Source organism: Streptomyces sp. NPDC059866, assembly GCF_042731325.1.
Classification (GTDB): domain Bacteria; phylum Actinomycetota; class Actinomycetes; order Streptomycetales; family Streptomycetaceae; genus Streptomyces; species Streptomyces flavusporus.
In genome coordinates this window covers 103469-120893 of the sequence record NZ_JBHWJT010000003.1, presented here as the reverse complement: position 1 = coordinate 120893, position 17425 = coordinate 103469, and the positions used below count along the sequence as shown (strand labels likewise).

Genomic DNA, 17425 nt, shown 5'->3' with positions numbered 1-17425 from the left:
GATGCTCAGCACCAGACTGACGAACGCCCGCTTCCTCACCATGGACCCCGGCCACCCCGTCGCCCACGACCTGGGCATCTGGCAGGGCCGGATCGTCGGCCTGGACGAGGCCGTGACCTCCCTGCCCGCCCGCGAGGTGATCGACCTGCAGGGCGCCACCGTGCTGCCCGGGTTCATCGACGCCCATGTCCACCTGGCCTGGACCGGGTTCAAGCAGAACACCCCGAGCATCGCGGGGTGCACGCGGATCGACGACGTGCTCGCCGTCGTGGAGGAGGCCGTCACCCGGAAGGGCTCGCCCGGCACCTGGGTGAGCATCGCCGGCTACGACCAGCGGGCCCTGGGCCGTCATCTGACCGCCGCCGAACTGGACAAGGTCAGCCACGGGCACAAGGTGTTCATGCTGCACGACTCCGGGCACGGCTGCGTCGTCAACTCCGCCGTACTCGACCTGCTCCCCGCCGGCATCCCGCACGAGAACGGCTTCCTCGCCGAGGGTGCCATGGGCGCCGCCCGCGCACTGCGCCTGCCCCACTCCCAGGAGGAACTGGCCGAGGCGATCGGGCGCGCCGCCCGGACCTGCCTGGCCGAGGGCGTCACGGCCTGCGCCGAGGCCGGAATCGGCGGCACCCTCCTGGGCCACAGCCCGGTCGAGCTGGGTGCCTACCAACTCGCCTGCGACACCGGCCGGTTGCCGTTGCGTGTGCAGCTCATGGTGTCCGCCGACCGGCTGCACCCGGTCGCCGCCCACGAAGCCGACGGGATTCCCCGGGCCCTCGACCTCGGCCTGCGCACCGGCTTCGGCAACGACCGGCTCTCCGTGGGCGCGCTGAAGATCTTCACCGACGGCGGCATGATGGCCCGGACCGCGGCGCTCAGCAGTCCGTACGAAGGGCTGGACCACACCGGCCAGTTGCAGGACGACCCGGACGTGCTCGCGGACACGATCGTGGACGGCCACCTCGCCGGGTGGCAGCTCGCCGTCCACGCGATCGGCGACCGCGCCGCCGACGTCGCCCTGGACGCCCTGGAACGGGCCCAGCACCTCCGGCCGCGCCCCGGTGCCCGGCACCGCATCGAGCACGCCGGGCTGATCCGCCCCGACCAGCTCCCGCGCTTCGCGCAGCTCGGCATCAGTGCGGTCGTCCAGCCCAACTTCCTGCGCTACTTCGGCGACGACTACGCGGCGATCATGGGCGAGGAGCGGGCGCCGTGGCTCTACCGCGGCAGGGCGTTCCTCGATCACGGCATCACGCTGGTGGGCAGCTCCGATCGCCCCGTCACGGACGGATCCCCGCTGCGGGCCGTCCAGTTCATGGTCGAGCGCGCCTCCGGGTCCGGTCAGGTGATCGGCCCGGACGAGGGCATCACCGTCGACGAGGCCCTGCGGGCCTACACGGTCGCCGGCGCCTTCGCCTGCCACTGGGAGGACAACCTCGGAAGCCTCACCCCGGGCAAGTTCGCCGACCTGGTCGTACTCGGCGACGACCCCCGGCGCGTCGACACGTCCCGCATCGGAGACATCGAGGTGGTGGCGACGTACGTCGACGGCCGTGAAACCGGCAGGGCGGCGTGATGAGCAGGAAGACGGCAGTTGTGGAGAGCTATGCGCACCTCTGGGAGGAACAGGGGTTACGGCGTCGCTGGGTCGTCTGGAACACGGCCGGCGAGACCCTGGTCTTCGACCGGGAGACCAACTGCCCCGTGGACCTCGGCGACGAGTCGGTCCTGCACGAGGTTCTGCGCCGGATGCGCGCAGCGGGCGTACCCGAGACCGACGACTATCCGGGCCGCCCGTGCGCGGAGGGGTGACCGGGCCGCATACGCTCCTCGCGCCGACGTTCTCCGTGCGCGTCGCCCGTGCGGAGGACGCTGCCGCACTCGCCGACCTGTCCCGGCCCTTCGTCCGCTCGGGGGCGCTGCGGGAGCGGCCCGTATCGCTCTACGCCACCCACGCGGCCGACTTCCTCGTGACGGAGACCCCCGCAGGCACCCTCGAAGGCTGCGTGGGCCTGCGCGTGCACCCGGCCGGCCCGGGGGAGGGCCGCAGGGCCGCGGGCGTCGTGTACAACTTCTGCGTGGCCGGGCAGAGGCAGGGAAGCGGAGTGGGAGCCGGGCTCCTGCACGCCGTGCTGGCCAGGGCGCACGCCCTGTCGCTCGGTGGCCTGTTCACGGCGACGACCGGCAGCGGCGGCCTGTTCCTCCGGTACGGCTTCACGCCCACGACTGCGCGCCTGGCACCCCGGTCCTGGGCGGAGTCCCTGGACCCACGGCGCAATGCGCGGATCCTCAGAAGGATCCTGTGACCGGGCTGTCGTCGGGAACCACGGTGGTGCCGGGCCCGTCCTCGTCGAGGACGCCGCGCAGTACCGCGTGCGGCACGCGGCCGTCGAGTACGTGCGCCCTGCGCACGCCGCCGCGGACGGCCCGCAGGCAGCCCTCCACCTTCGGCAGCATCCCGCTCGCCAGTCCGGGCAGCAGCCCGTCCAGTGCGTCGGCCGTCAGGCGCTCGATCACCTCGGTGCTGTGCGGCCAGTTCGCGTACAGCCCCGCCACATCGGTGAGCACCACCAGCCGCTCGGCGTCGAGGGCCACGGCCAGGGCCGACGCCGCGAGATCGGCGTTGACGTTTTGAAGTGCTCTCCTCCCTTCGCAGGCTCAGGAAGGAGGTTCCTGCCTACCTTGCGGTGGCGGGCTTGACGCCACGAGTGCGCCTGACGACTGCCCTCCCGGCAGCCGGGATGAGCGCGTGGCCCATCCGGTACAGGTGCAAGATGTTCCGGGCGGCGTTCCAGTCGGCGTTGCCCGACCAGCCGCAGTCCGGGTTCTTGCACACGAACACGGCTTGGCTCTCCCGGCTGCCGGGCGTGATGAAGCGTCGAGCCCGGCGGCTTCGCCACCGACTGGTCCGGTGCCTCCGCCAGCTTTGCCGAGCAGCTGCCCGTCTACGACGGGGTGCGTGCGGCCGTGGCCGAGGGCTGGCGCGACATGAAGATCGGCGACCCCACCGCGGCCGGACCGGCACTTCTGAAGATCGTCGACGCCGGCACCCCGCCCCTGCGCGTCTTCTTCGGCACCGCGGGACTGGAGCTGCTTCCCCCTGTGTACGCCGAGCGCCTCAAGACCTGGCAGGACTGGGCCGACGTCTCCGCCCTGTCCCAGGGCAACCCGGCCTGAACCGAGCGGCGGTACGCGTCCGGCCGTGGACCCTCAACGCTGGGGCACACCAGTCACAGCAGGGTCAGCGGCGCGCGTCGCCGCTGGTCTGTTCAGCCGCCTCCTGCCCCCGGGTCTTCGACGCCCTCATCAAGCGCGCTTCCGGTGCGCCGGCCTGACCAAAGATCCCCGATCAATTTCCACAAGACATGCGACCAGAACCACAACGGATACAAGGAAGAACCATCATGACCAACGACAGCACCCGCCCCAAGGCACTCATCGTCGTCTCGTCGGGATCACAGCTGCCACTGACCAAGCCGGAAGGCCGCAGCATCAACATCGGCTGGTTCCTCGTCGAGTTGGCCGCTGTTCTCGCACAGTACGAGGACACCCACGACTTCGTCCTCGCGACGCCGGACGGCAAGCTCCCGACGCTCGACATCAACGGCATGGCGCTCGGCATGCACGGCGGCGCAGACCTCGGCCCGGCCAGCGTGCGCGTAGCCATGCAGAACGAGCAGTACAGCGTCGAAAAGGTGCGCGAGGAGAACCCCGAGCTGGTCGCCCGCCGTGACACCGAGCTCGCCCTTCTGCGTCGCCACCTCGGCCGGATGCCGGTCTCCCAGGTCCTGCCGAATACCGACAAGGAGGGTGGCTCCATCCGTGAGGAGCTCGTCGCAAGCCTGGAGGCCCTGCCGGAGCAGAAGTGGTATTCCATCGAGGAACTGCTCGCCCGGCACCGCGACGGAACGGACGACTTCTCGCTTGCCGACTTCGACTTCATGCACGCGCCGGGCGGCCACGCACCGATGATCGACTTCCACGACAACCCGGTGGTCGGCGAACTGCTCCACCAACTGCGGGAGAACGACGTCCCGAGCTCGCTGATCTGCCACGCGCCCGTCGCGATGACGGCTGCCAAGTACCGCGTCGACGCCGACGGCAAGGTGAGCATCAACGAGGACCACGCGTTCAAGGGCGCCAACATCACCACCGTTCCCGACTACGGCGAGCTGCAGATTCTCGACGGCGGCTACCCGAAGATCCCTGGCGAGGAGACCCGTCTGGCCTTCTTCGTCGACGTGGCGCTCAAGGATGCCGGATACAAGGTCGACGTGACCCTCAACCCAGCCGAGGTCAAGGTCATCCGGGACGACACCCACGGTGTCCTGACCGGCAACGGGCCGCATGCCATCGATGAGCAGACCGCGCGCCTGAACGAGATCGTGCAGCGCCGCAAGAGCGTGGCAGCACGATCCTGAGCCAGCTTCGGCGATCCCCGCATCGCTCCGAGGTCGGAGGACAACTCGACACCAAAGTCGCTGACCTCCTCCGCCTCATGTCGCTACCGGTACCACCGGAGCTGATCACGACCTAACCCTTGGTACTCCAGCAGCGTTTCGCTGTCTGACCTGGTCAGAGGCATCGTCGGGAGTGTGGGCCCGCGCCACGTCCATCGGCGCGGGCCCACGCCGTGGCGGCGGGGCATCTGGCAGACGGCAAGGTCGTTGGGCGGGACATGGAACTGGGAGAGGCCGGGCCGGGTGTCGAGGAACGGGCGGCGGCGGCCGATGCTGTGTGCGAGCTGGTCGACGCGGTGACCCCGAGCGCGTGGAGCACGGGCGCGGTTGAGGACGCGGCGGACGCCATCGACATGCTCGCCGAGGCCCTCGCAGCGATCGACCCGGAGGCCGCGCGAGCCCTCGCCGCGGTGCCGGCCGCAACCGCCGGACTGCGCCGCCGACTCATCCCGGCCGCCACCGAGGACGTCGCCGAGGTGCCCGCGCTGGACCCCGGACGGCCGCGCCGACGCGGACTCGGGCCCGGCTGGAAGGGCGTACGGGCCACGGGTTCGTCGTCCGCGTGGAAGTCGTCCTCGATGTAGAGGACGACCACCTTGTAGTAGCTCGCGTCCGGGACCCCGAATGCCCTCGCTCAGGAGGAGCGAGGGCATTCGGCGCGGAGATGGTGAGTGGACCACCAGCATCTGATCGGTCGCCCGGACCATAGCGCCGTGCCTGGAACACTGGGGACCTCGCGGACAAGGAGGGGCACTTGAACCAGATCCGAGCGATGTGGCACGCCCGGCGCACCGGACACCGGCCCTGGTCCGATCAGATGATCTGGCCCGGCGGGAGTGGGACCGTCTGGTTCTGCGACTGCGGTGAGCAGTTCTGGCCCAATGACGAGGGGGTCCCCAACTGGCGCGACAGCCCGGTCCGCAGGGAGCGGCCTGAATGACCTAGCCGAGGAGCGACGAGATGCACAGGCCGTTTCATAGGTGGTCGCTCGTGAAACAGGTGATCACCCGGCGGTCCACCTGCGCCGCCCCCGCGGGCTCCCCGTGCCGGACCGGCAAGAACAAGGTGGCCATCCAGTACCACACCGCCCGCTTCCGCCTCGTGCCCCAACTCGCCAAGGCCCTGAGCGTGCCGACCCCCGCCGTACGCAAGCCGGGGTCGGTCTGGACCGAGCTGCCCCGGCCGGTGAGCGCCGGCGCCGAACCAGTCGGGCACGTCCGCCTCGGATACGCCCGCGCCTCGACCGCCCGGCAGTCCCTCGACGCACAACTCGACTCCCTCACCGAGGCCGGAGTGACGCGCGTCTTCTCGGAGATGATCTCCACCCGCGCCACCCGGCGCCCCGAACTGGAGGCCGCTGTGAAGCTCGCCGGGGAGATCCGCTCCTCCGGCGTCGCCGTCACCCTCGTCGTCCACGAACACAAACGACTCGGTCGCGGCATCGAACTTGCCATGCTCGCCGAGGAACTGAAGGCGAGCGACGTCGGTCTGGAGTTCCTCACCGGGGAACTCAAGGGCTCGCACGATCCCTCCGGGATCGTATTCACGGTGCTCGCGGCGATGTCCGGCATGGAGCGCGAGTACATCCGCGACCGCACCCTCGAAGGCCACGAGTCCGCCCGCAAGCGCGGCAAGACCATCGGCGGTGCGGGCGTCACCGACGAGTCCATGCTCTCCATGGCCCTTCACCTACGCGACCAGGAGATGAGCCTGCGCGACATCGCCAAACGGCTCGTCATCACCACGGGCGTGAAGAAGGGCCAGCACCCCTCGCCCGCCACCGTCATGCGGATGCTGCGCGAACACGACGAACAGGCCGCCACGACGGCAGCCACGTGATCACCCGGCTAGTTTGCGGCTGGCGTCTGAGCTAGGACTCCAGGGCCGTCAGCGCCTGCGATCGGAGCCGCATCCCCTCAGGGCAGCACCTCTCGCGGCGATTACTCAGAGCCAGTCCTTCCGCTTGAAGATGACGTACAAACTGGTACATACAGCCGCCATCAGAAGCACTGCGAAGGGGTATCCGGACACCCAGTGCAGCTCCGGCATGTGGTCGAAGTTCATCCCGTAGATCGTCCCGACCAGCGTCGGAGCAAACAGGATCGCCGCCCACGCTGAAATCTTCTTGATCTCCTCGTTCTGCTCGAACCCCGCCTCCGCCAACGCCCGCATCTCCGCGTTCTGTTGCTGGGTCACCAGGGTCGCGTTCACCGTGAGGATGTCCGTCAGGGCCTGACGGAAGCCGTCGACCCGCTCGCTGGTGTGGGTGACGTGGTCGGCGACGTCCCGCAGATACCGTTGCAGTTCCTCGTCCGTGCCGTACTTGGCGAAGCCGGCCATCAGGCCGTGCAGCATGCCGACGAGGGGGCGGGTGGCGCGCTGGAACTCGACCATTTCGCGGGAGAGTTCGTAGATGCGACGGGAGACCGCGGGGTCGCCGCCGAAGACCTCGGTCTCGATCTCGTCGATGTCGTTCTGGACGCCGGCGACAACCGGCACGTAGCCGTCGACCACCGCGTCCAGTATCGCGTACAGCACCGCCTCCGGGCCCAGTTTCAGCAGCTCGGGCGTCTCCTCCATGCGGTGGCGCACCGCCGACAGGTCGGGGGCCGCGCCGTGGCGGACGGTGATCACGAAGTCGGGGCCCACGAAGACGTGCAGTTCGCCGAACTCGACCTCCTCCGGTGCGTCGAGATACCGGGCCGCCCGCAGCACGACGAACAGCGTGTCGCCGTAGCGTTCCAGCTTCGGGCGCTGATGGGCCTCCATCGCGTCCTCGACGGCCAGCGGGTGCAGATCGAACTCGTCGGCGAGGGAGAGCAGTTCTCCCTCGGTGGGGCGGGCCAGGCCGATCCACGCCATGCCGGACGGCTGCTCACGCAGTTCGCGGTAGGTTTCGGCGAGGCCGACGGGGGAGGAGACGCGGACGCCGTCCTGGTAGACGACGGCCTGGACCACGCTGGGGATCTCCGTGGGCAGCGGCTCCGGGGCCTCGGGGGCGGGGTCCGGGGTCTTCGGCGGCTGGGTCGGGGGGAGGGCGCGGCGCCAGCCGGACTTTCTGGAGTTCTTCGCGGCGGGTCGGGCGCGTCGCTCGGACATCGCGCTGCCTTCCGGGTCTGGCCTGCGGCTGTGTGATCGTTCAGCAGGATCGTTCAGCAGGATATACGGGGCAAACGGTATCGGTGGGGCGGTCGGCCGGAGACCCGGTGAGAGTTGCGGACAGAAGCTGTCCGCAGGTCGCGTTAGCGTGCGCTGCATGACCAGGACGAAGCCCGTCGTGACCGCCCCGGTGCTCGGGACCCGCGCCCTGAACCGCGCGACCCTCGACCGGCAGCTGCTGCTGCGCCGCTCCCCGCTGTCCGCGGCGGCGGCCGTGGAACACCTCGTCGGCCTCCAGGCGCAGGAGGTCAAGCCCCCGTACTACGCGCTCGCCGCCCGCCTCGACGGCTTCACCCCCGAGGAGCTGTCCGGGCTGCTGGCCCGCCGCGAGGCCGTCCGTATCGTCACCCTGCGCTCGACCATCCACCTGCACACCGCCGACGACTGCCTCACCCTGCGGCCGCTGGTACAGCCCGCCCGCACCCGGGAACTCAACCTGTTCCGCAAGGGGCTCGCCGGCGTCGACCTGGACCGGCTCGCCGTGCTCGCCCGTGACCTGGTCGAGGCCGAGCCGCGCACGATGCGGCAGCTGCGCGAGGCCCTGCTCGTCGAGTGGCCGGACGCCGACCCGCAGGCCCTCGCCGTGGCCGCCCGCTGCACGCTCCCCCTCGTCCAGGTCACCCCGCGCGGACTGTGGGGCCGCAGCGCCCAGGTCGCCCTCACCACCGCGGAGCACTGGCTGGGCCGCCCCGCCGAGCCCGCCGACGGCCCCGACACCGCCGTGCTGCGCTACCTCGCCGCCTTCGGACCCGCCTCCGTGAAGGACATGCAGACCTGGTCCGGCCTGACCCGGATGCGCCCCGTCTTCGAACGGCTCCGCCCCCGGCTGGTCACGTTCCGCGACGAGCACGGCGTCGAGCTCTTCGACCTCCCCGACGCGCCCCGCCCCGACCCGGAGACCCCGGCCCCGCCGCGCTTCCTGCCCGAGTTCGACAACCTGCTGCTGTCCCACGCCGACCGCACCCGGGTGGTGCCGCCCGCGAACCGGGGCCGTACCTGGCAGGCGAACACCGTCTACTGCCCGCTCCTCGTCGACGGCTTCCTGGCCGGTGTGTGGCGGCTGCTCGGCGACGCCCTCGTCATCGAGCCCTTCGGCAGGCTCACCAAGGCCCAGCGAGCCGAGGTGACCGAGGAGGGCGCGCGCATGCTCCGGGTGCTGCACAAGGAGTCGTCGTACGACATCCGCTTCGGGACCGTCATCCCTTGAACGGCAGGGAACCCGTACGGCATGGAAAGGGGGCGTTGCGGGCCGCTCGTGGAGGCCCGCAACGCCCCCTGGTCACTCACCTGAGGGGTACTCAGGAGTCCTTGTTCTGCCTAGGAGTTGACCTGCGCGGTCACCAGGCTCGAGAAGGTGGTGAGGCGGGTGTACATGCCCGGGTAGCCGGCCGCCGCGCAGCCCTCGCCCCAGGAAGTGATCCCCGCCAGGCGGCCCCCGATGAGCAGCGGACCGCCGCTGTCGCCCTGGCAGGTGTCCACGCCGCCGGAGGTGTATCCGGCGCACACCATGTCGCTCGCGACGAAGTCCGAGCCGTACGAGCCGGCGCAGCTGGAGTCGGAGACCGTCGGGACCGTCGCGGTGCGCAGCTGGTTGGAGGAGCTGCCGCCCGAGGAGGTGGTGCCCCAGCCGAGGATGCGGGCGGTGGTGCCGGCCGCGTAGACGGAGGTCTGCGAGGAGGAGACGTACGGCGCCGTCGTGTACGGCATGGACGTCGACAGCGTCAGGACGGCCACGTCGTCGCCGTTGGTGACGTCCGTGTAGCTCGGGTGGATCCAGATCTTGCTGACCCGGCTCACCGTGCCGTTCGTGCCGTTCAGGTAGGTGCGGCCGCCGACCACGCGGACGCTGCTGGTGGTCTCGCCGACCATGCAGTGCGCGGCGGTGACGACCTTGGTGGGGGAGACCAGCGTGCCGCCGCAGAACTGGTCCTGCGAGGCGTCCGTGATCTGCATCATGAACGGGTACGCGGTCGTTGTGGTCGTCGTGCCGCCGACGATGGGCTGCGGGGCGGCGACCGCGGCCGGAGCGGTCAGCAGCGCGGTCGCGGCGGCGGCAGCGGCCGCCGTGAGGACGGCGGCGGTCTTTCTGAGACGGGTGAGCCCGGGCATGAGTCTCCTCAAGGGTTGCCGGTGGGGGGTCGCGCGGGTGTGGGGGTTGAGCACGAGGGTCTCGGGACCGACCCCCGCGTGCCCGGCGAGCGGCACTCCCTTACGCTAGAACCCGGAACGCTTCCGTCCCAATGAGGGAACTCCCTAAGGGAATTGGGGAGGGGAATCCCTCGGTTTCCCCGCAACAGGCCCTGTGTGAGCCTCACTTGGTGTACGGCTTGATCTCGCGTACGGCCCTCACCTGGCGTGGCGTCCCGCCGCCAGTCTGACGATGTCCACCCGCGATCGGATCCCCAGCTTGCGGTAGACCCGCGTGAGCGTGGCCTCGACCGTCTTGACGCTGATGAACAGACGCCCGGCTATCTCCCGGTTGGTCGCGCCCTCCATGACGAGCGCGGCGACCTGACGCTCCATCGAGGCCAGCCCCTCCAGCGCGTCGAGCGCGGCGGGCGCGGCCGCCGGGACGGACGGCCGGCCGGACGGGCCCGCGGCGGCCGCCGCGTCCACCTGGCGCAGCCAGGGCAGCGCCCGGCACCGTCTGAACAGCCGCGCCGCCTCGTCGTACGACGTCGGGCCCGGGACGGGGATCCCCCCGCCCATGGGGGTCCCCCCGCTCGAGCGAAGTCGAGAGTGGGGGAGAAGCCGGGAGTGGGAGAGGGTGCGCAGCCGCGCCGACTCGAAGGCGGCCCGCGCCTCCTCGAGCCCGTAGCCCAGCTTCGCCAGCCGGTCCTGGACGGACGTCAACCGGGCCAGTGCCGCCTCGTGTTCGCCGTGCGCCGCCCGCACCAGTGCCTCGGCCCGGTCCAGGACGGCCAGCACGCTCTCCCGGCCGAGCCGCATCGCCTGTTCCCGTGTCACGTCGATGACGTCCTGCGCCTCGGCCGGCTCACCGATGCGCACCAGCGCCTCCGCGAGGTCACCGTGCCAGCGCCCGCGCGCCGGGTCCGTCACGCCGAGCCCCTGCTCCAGCTCCCGCACCCGGCGCAGCGACACGACCGTGCTCTGGGCGTCCCCGGCGACCAACTGGACGTAGCCGAGGGCGGCCAGGGCCCGGGACATGTAGATCTGGTCGCCGTCCTCCTCGGCGTGCTGCACCGCCTCCCGCGCCAGCGCCAGCGCCCGGTCCACATCCCCGCCCGAGGCCTCCGCGATGGAGGTGAGCACGGCGGAGGCGACCTCGCCGATGCCGGAGTCGCGGGCCAGGCGCAGGCTCTCGCGGGCCAGGTTGAGAGCCCGGCCGCAGTGGCCCGAGCGCAGTTCGGTCTCGGCGAGCAGGCGCAGGAAGTGCACCTCGCTCTCGACCATCCCGCGCCGCTGCACCTCGCGCAGCAGTGCGGTCACAGTGCTACGGGCCTCGGGCAGCTGGTCGCTCATCAGCAGCCAGCGCAGGCGCGTCGAACCCGCGCCGTTGTGGTGACACGCCACCTGCGGGTCCTGCGGTTCCTTCAGCGCCCGCTTGATGGTCGCGGGCGCGCCCGGGTGGCCCATCAAGGTCTCGGCCTGCGCCTGGAAGGCGAGCGCCAGCAACTCGGTTCGCCGGTCGCCGGCCCGGGCGGCCAGGTCCGCCGCGTGCGCGGCCTCCTCCCGGCCCTCCGCGAAGTCGCCCTCGACCACCAGGGCCCGCCACGCCAGCTGGTAGTGCACCAGGGCCAGCAGCCGCGGATCGTCGCCGGCGTCGGCCAGTACCTGCGGGAAGACGGCGTCGACCTCCCCGAGGGCCTGCCCGGCCGCCTCGATCACCACCATCCAGGCCCGCACCCGCTCCGCGGGCACGGTGGCCCGGGTCAGCACCTCGCGGGCGATGTCCCGGGCGAGGTCCACCTCACCGGCGGTGATGGCGTCCTCGGCGGCCTGCAAGCGCCGGTCGTCGGGGCCGGGCACGCTGTCGGCCGGGGTGTGCCGGGCGGCCAGCAGCCCGAGGGACGCGGCGACCGACGGTGCCCCGCGGTCCCGGGCGAGTGCGGCGGCCTCCGCGAGCCGCGCCGCTGCTTCCGGGTCCGTGCCGGTGGTCGCCAGGGCCAGATGCCGGGCCCGCTCGATCGGATCGGAGGCCGCCGTGGACAGCGCCGCGTGCGCGGCCCGCCGCTCCTGCGCGGATGCCTCCGCGTACAGCGCGGCCGAGATCAGCGGATGCGCGAAGCGTACGGCGGGCCCCTCCGGCTCTGTGGCCAGCAGTCCGAGTTCGGCCGCCCGGGCGGTCTCCGCCTCGGCGCTCTCCCGGCCGGCCGCATGCAGCAGGGCAAGCGTGGGGCGGGCGCCCGCGCTGGCCACGAGGAGGGTGTGCCGGGCCTCGCCGGACAGCATCCCCAGCCGGTTGAGGACGAGGGCCCGCAGCGAGGTCGGCACCGGCAGCGGCTCGCCGGGCCGCGGCGGGGTCGGGTTCTCGGCGAGGGCGCGGCCGAGCTCCAGGGCGAAGAGCGGGTTGCCGCCGCTGGTGCGGTGGATGTCCCGGACGGTGGAGCGCGGCAGGCCGGTGTAGCCGCGGTCGTCGAGCAGCGCGGAGACCTGGGCGCGGGAGAGCGGGCCCAGACGGACGGGGAGGGTGTCCGGAGGAGAGGCGAGCAGATGGCGGTCGTACTCCTGGCCCTCGGTCCGTACCGCGTACAGCACCTGGACCGGGGTGTCGCCGAGACGGCGGGCGGCGAAGCCGAGGAGTTCGGCGCTGGCCGAGTCCAGCCACTGCACGTCGTCGGCGACGACCAGGACGGGTCCCTCGGCGGCGAGCGCGCGCAGCGCGGACAGCACCGCCAGGCGCAGCGCGAGGCCGTCGCGCTGGAGGGTGGACTCGCCGCGGCCGGTGAGCGCCGACTCCAGGGCGGTGCGCTGGGCGACGGGCAGCTTCTCGGACACCTCGTCGAGGACCAGCCCGAGGAGGTCGGCCAGGGCCAGGAAGGGCAGATGGGATTCGGACTCCGTGGCGGAGCAGCGCAACACGGTCCGGGCCGCTCGGGCGTAATCCGCGGCCAAAGACCGCAGGACGGTCGACTTTCCTATTCCTGCGGGCCCGTGGAGCAGCACACTGCCCCCTCGGCCGAGCTGCTCACGCGCCGCCGTGAACGGTTCCTCCCGGCCGATGACCAGGTCGGGGCGGCTTCGGGCAGGCTCCTTGAAGTCCCGTCGCACGGTCACCGCTCCCTCCGTGTGTCGTGTTCGGGCCAAATTCTAGGCAACGAGTCGTTGAAATTCGGAGAGGCGACGTGGTGAGGGAACTAACAACCTGGATGTATAGGCAATTTCAGGTGAGCGTTGAATGACTGGGAGGGCTCATGCGCTGCGGCAGTGCCCCTGCTCCCGTTCGGGGTAGTGAGACCTGCGTCATGGATGACACGTCGGCAGCGAGCCGCCCGGCAATGGTCCGGTAACGAGGAGGACAGATGACGACGGCGACGCAGCAGTTCCGCACGGCGCGGGACTTCCTGCTGGAACACCGCGAGGATTACGCCACCGCCTACCAGGGCTTCGCCTGGCCTCGCCCCGAGTACTTCAACTGGGCGCTCGACTGGTTCGACGTGGTCGCGGACGGGAACGACCGCACCGCGCTGCACATCGTCGAGGAGGACGGCCGTGAGACCCGCCTGTCCTTCGCGGAGCTGGCCGAGCGCTCCGACCGGACGGCCGACTGGCTGCGCGAGCGCGGCGTCCGCGCCGGGGACCGGATCCTCGTCATGCTCGGCAACCAGGCGGAGCTGTGGGAGACCGCGCTCGCCGCGATGAAGGTGCGCGCGGTCGTCATCCCGGCCACCCCGCTGCTCGGCCCCGCCGACCTGCGTGACCGCGTCGACCGGGGCCGCGTCCGGCACGTCGTCGTCCGCTCCGAGGACACCGGCAAGTTCGCCGAGGTGCCCGGCGACTACACGCGCATCGCGGTCGGCGGGGCGCCGGCGGACTGGCAGTCGTACGAGGACGCGTACGCCGCCCCCGCGGGCTTCACGCCCGACGGCCCCACCCGGGCCGACGACCCGCTGATGCTGTACTTCACCTCGGGGACGACCGCCCGCCCCAAGCTGGTCGAGCACACCCACACCTCGTACCCGATCGGGCACCTGGCGACCATGTACTGGATCGGCCTGAAACCCGGCGACGTGCACCTGAACATCTCCTCGCCGGGCTGGGCCAAGCACGCCTGGTCCAATCTCTTCGCCCCCTGGAACGCGGAGGCGACCGTGTTCATCCACAACTACGGCCGGTTCGACGCGGCCCGGCTGATGGCCGAGATGGACCGGGCAGGGGTGACGACCTTCTGCGCCCCGCCCACCGTCTGGCGCATGCTCATCCAGGCCGACCTCACCCAGCTGCGCACCCCGCCGCGCGAGGCGGTGGCCGCCGGAGAGCCGCTCAACCCCGAGGTCATCGAACAGGTCCGCAGGGCCTGGGGTGTGACCATCCGCGACGGTTTCGGACAGACGGAGACCGCCGTGCAGGTCTCCAACAGCCCCGGCCAGCCGCTGAAGACCGGGTCCATGGGCCGCCCCAGCCCCGGCTACCACGTCGAACTCCTCGACCCGGTGACGGGCGAACCGGGCGCGGCCGAGGGCGAGATCGCGCTCGACCTGTCCGTGCGGCCGGTCGGCCTGATGACCGGCTACCACGGCGACGCGGACCGTACGGCGGAGGCGATGGCCGGCGGCTACTACCGGACCGGCGACATCGGCGCCCGGGACGAGGACGGACACATCACGTACGTCGGGCGGGCGGACGACGTCTTCAAGGCCTCCGACTACAAGATCTCCCCGTTCGAGCTGGAGAGCGCGCTGCTGGAGCACGAGGCCGTCGCCGAGGCGGCCGTCGTGCCCGCCCCCGACGAGCTGCGCCTCGCCGTACCGAAGGCGTACGTCGTCCTCGCCGACGGGTGGGAACCCGGCCCCGACACGGCGAAGGTGCTGTTCGAGCACTCGCGCACCGTCCTCGCCCCCTACAAGCGCATCCGGCGCCTGGAGTTCGGCGAACTGCCCAAGACCGTCTCCGGCAAGATCCGCCGCATCGAGCTGCGCGAGGCCACGGCCGCGGGTTCGCAGAACGAGTACCGCGAGGAGGACTTCCGATGACGTCGGAGTTGCCGTAGACCCTCGGGGCCGGTGAAGTCCCGTTCGCAAAGGCGGTGTCGCCATCTGGGCGATCAACCATCCCGAGTGGATGCTCGTCCAGGTACGCCACCATCTGCATCGACGGAATCATGGTGAACATCAACCAGGTCCACCACGCGCACGACCGGCGTGTTTTTCCTCCCCGTCCAACTGCCCGGCGCACGCCGATCGTTGCGCGCCGGTGGTGTAGGCCGTGTCGGCGCCGCGCGCGGCTTGTGCGCTCGTCAGTTCGAGGGAATTGCTGTCGCGCATCTGGCGTGGCGGAGCCGGTCGGGCGCGTACTTGTGAGACCGACCGGGGCCGCCCATCTCACTGTCGGGGGATGGCGGTCTGTGGTGCCCAACATCGATCACCGGCGGTAGCAGCCCCCAGCAGTGCGGCGACAAGAGGCGGCCTCGACCAGCCTCGATCACTGGAGGGCCGCATTCATGCCTGGCACTGTAACTCTGGTCACCACCTCGCCGAATCCAGCGGTCTTCGGTCAGCCGGTGACGCTGACCGCGACCATCATCCCGCTCGGGGCGGGGACTCCCACGGGGACGGTCACCTTCACCGTGACGGGCGGGCCGACCGTGACGGCGCCCGTCGTGGGCGGTACCGCGACAGCGACGGTCACCAACCTGCCCGTCGGAAGCCTCCCGGTCACCGCCACCTACAGCGGTGACGCCAACTTCACCTCGTCGACGGGGGCCACTGTCCAGGTGGTCATCAAGGCGTCCACCCGGACGACGGTGACCTCCTCGCCGGACCCGTCGGTCTTCGGCCAGCCGGTGACGATCACGGCGACGGTGGCGCCGGTCGCGCCGGGGGCGGGCACGCCGACGGGCACCGTCACCTTCGTCATCAGCGGGGGGCCGACGCTGACGGCGCCGCTGGTGGGGGGAACGGCGACGGTCACCACCAACACGTTGAGCGTCGGCCCGCACACGATCACCGCGATCTACGGCGGGGATGCCAACTTCCTGCCGTCGACAGGCTCGGACACGCACACGGTCCAGGGCAAGGCGGCCACCACGACGACAGTGAGCTCCTCGCCGGATCCGTCGGTGGTGGGGCAGCCGGTGAGCTTCACCGCCACCGTGGCGCCGGTGCCCACCGGGCTGGGCACGCCCACAGGCACGGTGACCTTCACCTTCGGCGACGGGTCGCCGCCGGCGACGGTTCCCCTGGTGGGAGGTACGGCCACGGTCAACCACACCTACACCAGCGCCACCGGCAGCCCGTACACGGTCACCGCGACCTACAGCGGGAACGCCAACCTCAACCCGTCAACGGGCACCGACACCCAGACCGTGCTGCCGGCCACGACGACCACGACGGTGGCCTCTTCGCCGGATCCGTCGGTGGTGGGGCAGCCGGTGAGCTTCACCGCGACGGTGGCGCCGGTGGCGCCCGGTGCGGGGACGCCGACGGGGACGGTCACCTTCACCTTCGGGGACGGGTCGCCGCCGGTGACCGTGCCGCTGGCCGGTGGCACGGCCACGACCACGCACGCCTACACCAGCACCACGGGCAGCCCGTTCGTGGTAACGGCCACCTACAGCGGCAGCGGGAGCTTCACCCCGTCGTCGGGCACGGACACCCACACCGTGGGGGCCTCGGACACCACCACGACAGTGACGTCTTCGCCGGATCCGTCGGTGGTGGGGCAGCCGGTGAGCTTCACCGCGACGGTGGCGCCGGTGGCGCCGGGCGCGGGCACGCCGACGGGCACGGTCACCCTCGACTTCGGTGACGGCAGCCCGGCCGAGACGGTGCCCCTGGTGGGCGGCACGGTGACGGTGTCCCACACCTACACCACCACGACCGGAAGCCCGTTCACGGTGACGGCCACCTACAGCGGCGACGCCAACTTCACCGGCTCGACGGACACGGACACCCACGCCGTCATCCCCTCGGCCACGACCACCACGGTCACGTCCACGCCCGATCCGTCGACGGTCGGCGAGGAGGTGACCATCACCACGACGGTGGCACCAACGGCACCGGGGACCGGCACGCCCACGGGTGCCGTCACCATCAACTTCGGTGACGGCAGCCCGGCCGAGACGGTGACCCTGGTGGGCGGCACGGTGACGGTGTCCCACACCTACACCACCACGACCGGCAGCCCGTTCACCATCACCGCCTCCTACGGCGGTGACGGCAACTTCACGGGCTCGGCCGGCACCGACACGCATACGGTGACGCCGGCGGAGACGGAGGTCACCGTGGCCTCGGATCCGGATCCGTCGGCGGTGGGGGAGCAGGTGTCGTTCACTGCGACGGTCGCTGCCGTCGCGCCGGGTGCGGGGTCTCCGACGGGGACGGTCACGTTCGACTTCGGTGACGGCAGCGCGCCGGTGACGGCGCCGGTCGCCGGCGGTACCGCGACGGTCACCCACACCTACACCACCACGACCGGCAGCCCGTTCACCGTCACCGCGGACTACAGCGGCGACGCCGACTTCCAGTCCGCCACCGGTACCGACACGCACACGGTGACCGCGGCGGAGACGGAGGTCACCGTGGTCTCGGATCCGGATCCGTCGGCGGTGGGGGAGCAGGTGTCGTTCACTGCGACGGTCGCTGCCGTCGCGCCGGGTGCGGGGTCTCCGACGGGGACGGTCACGT

Annotated in this window: 14 protein-coding genes and 2 pseudogenes; 11 read left to right on the top strand and 5 right to left on the bottom strand. The window is 71.3% G+C overall.

What is annotated here, in order from left to right; all coding sequences use genetic code 11:
* Position 1 precedes the first annotated feature (1 nt).
* From ACFV7R_RS05020 to ACFV7R_RS05010, 3 genes are read left to right on the top strand one after another with little or no spacing between them, the layout of a single operon-like run.
* On the top strand, positions 2–1576 hold the full coding sequence (locus ACFV7R_RS05020) for an amidohydrolase (protein ID WP_385259997.1): 1575 nt from the start codon (positions 2–4) through the stop codon (positions 1574–1576).
* Positions 1576–1812, top strand: a complete 237-nt coding sequence (locus ACFV7R_RS05015; RefSeq protein WP_385259995.1) for a hypothetical protein — start codon at positions 1576–1578, stop codon at positions 1810–1812. The genes ACFV7R_RS05020 and ACFV7R_RS05015 overlap by 1 nt, the downstream gene beginning before the upstream one ends.
* On the top strand, positions 1809–2306 hold the full coding sequence (locus ACFV7R_RS05010) for a GNAT family N-acetyltransferase (RefSeq protein WP_385259993.1): 498 nt from the start codon (positions 1809–1811) through the stop codon (positions 2304–2306). The genes ACFV7R_RS05015 and ACFV7R_RS05010 overlap by 4 nt, the downstream gene beginning before the upstream one ends.
* On the opposite strand, the pseudogene ACFV7R_RS05005 reads toward ACFV7R_RS05010, so the two are convergent.
* Both ACFV7R_RS05005 and ACFV7R_RS05000 read right to left on the bottom strand, forming a co-directional pair.
* A pseudogene (locus tag ACFV7R_RS05005) lies at positions 2290–2631 on the bottom strand (acetylglutamate kinase); the annotation flags it as partial. The gene ACFV7R_RS05010 and the pseudogene ACFV7R_RS05005 overlap by 17 nt on opposite strands.
* 46 nt (positions 2632–2677) lie before the next feature.
* A pseudogene (locus ACFV7R_RS05000) lies at positions 2678–2869 on the bottom strand (zinc ribbon domain-containing protein); the annotation flags it as partial.
* A gap of 98 nt (positions 2870–2967) precedes the next feature.
* Here ACFV7R_RS05000 and ACFV7R_RS04995 point away from each other — a divergent pair.
* From ACFV7R_RS04995 to ACFV7R_RS04975, 5 genes are all read left to right on the top strand, one after another.
* Positions 2968–3177, top strand: a complete 210-nt coding sequence (locus ACFV7R_RS04995) for a hypothetical protein (RefSeq protein WP_385260602.1) — start codon at positions 2968–2970, stop codon at positions 3175–3177.
* Between the two features lie 227 nt (positions 3178–3404).
* Positions 3405–4421 carry a hypothetical protein gene (locus tag ACFV7R_RS04990; protein WP_385259990.1) on the top strand — a complete coding sequence of 339 codons (1017 nt, stop codon included), beginning with the start codon at positions 3405–3407 and terminating at the stop codon, positions 4419–4421.
* Positions 4422–4678: 257 nt separating this feature from the next.
* Positions 4679–5044, top strand: coding sequence for a hypothetical protein (locus tag ACFV7R_RS04985; protein ID WP_385259988.1), 366 nt, complete (start codon positions 4679–4681; stop codon positions 5042–5044).
* Positions 5045–5214: 170 nt separating this feature from the next.
* Positions 5215–5400 (top strand): hypothetical protein, encoded by a 186-nt coding sequence (locus ACFV7R_RS04980; RefSeq protein ID WP_385259987.1) that lies wholly within the window; start codon positions 5215–5217, stop codon positions 5398–5400.
* Positions 5401–5450: 50 nt separating this feature from the next.
* A complete protein-coding gene (locus ACFV7R_RS04975; protein WP_385259985.1) occupies positions 5451–6299 on the top strand; it encodes a recombinase family protein in 849 nt (282 codons plus the stop codon).
* 105 nt (positions 6300–6404) lie between these two features.
* On the opposite strand, the gene ACFV7R_RS04970 is transcribed toward ACFV7R_RS04975, so the two are convergent.
* The gene (locus ACFV7R_RS04970) at positions 6405–7559 is read right to left on the bottom strand and encodes a magnesium and cobalt transport protein CorA (RefSeq protein WP_385259983.1); all 1155 of its coding nucleotides are present in this window, start codon (positions 7557–7559) and stop codon (positions 6405–6407) included.
* 157 nt (positions 7560–7716) lie between these two features.
* Between ACFV7R_RS04970 and ACFV7R_RS04965 the strand changes: the two genes are divergently transcribed.
* Entirely contained in the window at positions 7717–8826 is a 1110-nt protein-coding gene (locus ACFV7R_RS04965) for a winged helix DNA-binding domain-containing protein (RefSeq protein ID WP_385259982.1), read from the top strand.
* Positions 8827–8936: 110 nt separating this feature from the next.
* Here the strand turns inward: ACFV7R_RS04965 and ACFV7R_RS04960 are convergent, their stop codons facing one another.
* Together ACFV7R_RS04960 and ACFV7R_RS04955 are read right to left on the bottom strand one after the other, a co-directional pair.
* Positions 8937–9728: a S1 family peptidase gene (locus ACFV7R_RS04960; RefSeq protein WP_385259980.1), complete on the bottom strand. Its 792-nt coding sequence runs from the start codon at positions 9726–9728 to the stop codon at positions 8937–8939.
* A 237-nt stretch (positions 9729–9965) separates the two neighbouring features.
* The gene (locus ACFV7R_RS04955) at positions 9966–12857 is read right to left on the bottom strand and encodes an AAA family ATPase (protein ID WP_385259979.1); all 2892 of its coding nucleotides are present in this window, start codon (positions 12855–12857) and stop codon (positions 9966–9968) included.
* Between the two features lie 245 nt (positions 12858–13102).
* On the opposite strand from ACFV7R_RS04955, the gene ACFV7R_RS04950 reads away from it, so the two are divergent.
* Positions 13103–14773, top strand: coding sequence for an AMP-binding protein (locus ACFV7R_RS04950; protein ID WP_385259977.1), 1671 nt, complete (start codon positions 13103–13105; stop codon positions 14771–14773).
* A gap of 467 nt (positions 14774–15240) precedes the next feature.
* Positions 15241–17425, top strand: a 2185-nt coding sequence (locus ACFV7R_RS04945) for a beta strand repeat-containing protein (protein WP_385259976.1), incomplete at its 3' end; no start/stop codon positions are given.